Origin of the sequence: Mesorhizobium sp. B1-1-5 (assembly GCF_006443065.1) — a bacterium.
Classification (GTDB): domain Bacteria; phylum Pseudomonadota; class Alphaproteobacteria; order Rhizobiales; family Rhizobiaceae; genus Mesorhizobium.
This window is the reverse complement of sequence record NZ_VFWS01000545.1, coordinates 1-1,149: the sequence shown is the minus strand read 5'-3', so window position 1 is coordinate 1,149 and position 1,149 is coordinate 1. Positions and strand designations below refer to the sequence as shown.

Annotated in this window: 2 protein-coding genes; one reads left to right on the top strand and one right to left on the bottom strand. The window is 66.9% G+C overall.

Annotated features, from left to right (window positions below; all coding sequences use genetic code 11):
- A partial coding sequence (locus tag FJ980_RS33150) for a DUF2182 domain-containing protein (protein WP_181181409.1) occupies positions 1–738 on the bottom strand: 738 nt, incomplete at its 3' end.
- Positions 739–850: 112 nt separating this feature from the next.
- On the opposite strand from FJ980_RS33150, the gene FJ980_RS33145 reads away from it, so the two are divergent.
- The coding region (locus FJ980_RS33145; protein ID WP_181181408.1) for an FAD-dependent monooxygenase at positions 851–1,149 on the top strand (299 nt) is incomplete at its 3' end.

The window sequence follows — 1,149 nt, the reverse complement described above, 5'->3', positions numbered from 1 at the left end:
CATCAGTGCCCAGCAACAGCCAAGGCACCAGATGCCTTGCGCGACGCCGAGCCGGAAAATGGCTGCAGGCCGCGCGCTCCAGTTGGCAAACAGGATCGCGAAGGGGTTCCTGCATTTCTTCAGGCAGCCCTCCTTCAGGCCACTGAACTGGTAGAGGCCGGCGACCAGCAAGGCGACAGCGCCGGCAATGCCCAGAACCGGATCGAACATCTGGCCTGACGAGGCGAACGCATCGATGGCGAGCGTCAGCGCCGCAAACCCAGCCGACGCGGCCAGCCATGTCGAGAGATAGCCGGCGACCAGCACCAGCGGATGGACGACCGGCTCATGCCTGATCCTGGCCGTATCGGCGATCTCGCAATAGGTTCGGATCATCGGCGCCGCCGAGGGCAGCATCGTCGCGGTCGCCATCAGGAACCACATTGCCGTCAGCGCACCGGCGCGCGGGCCGATATCTCCGTCCAGGGGCGCGGCCGAGAGGCAGAGGGCGAAGAACCGGGCCACGGAATCGGGCAACGGCAGCTGCGGCAGGGTTTTCAACAAGGCGTCGCCGGGCGCGCCGATACCCGCGGCGCGTCCCTCCGCGGCGCGGACCGCCATTGCGGCCAGGGACAGCCAGGCAAGCAGGATGCCGGCGCCGACAACGAGGTTCACCGTCAAACGCGGGTTGCGTGCGATATCGGCCGTCGCACGGCCTGCGCTGTCGAGATGGCTGAAGTCGTCCTGGCGGCCGGTCATGACCTTCGAATGGGCCGAATCGCCCCGTTGATCAAGCCGTATGACCTGACCTATATGCTCATCGAGTGGCGGGGCGCGTGCGCTGCCCCGCATCGCAAGCCGGAAGCCGATCTTGGAGCCTCAGAAAACAACACGGATACTCATCGCCGGCACGGGGCCGGCAGGGCTGATCGCCGCGCTCGGTTTCGCCGATGCCGGCTTTCCGGTGACGCTCGTCGGGCCGGAGGCATCCGCTCCCGATGGCCGCACGACGGCACTGATGAACCCTGCCTTGAAGGTGCTTGAGCGGCTGGGCGTCCTCGCCGACATCAAGCCGCAGGCCGCGCCCCTCAAGGTGATGCGCATCGTCGACCCGACCAACCGATTGATCCGCAGTCCGGTCGTCACCATCCGCCCCAGCGAGATCGACGA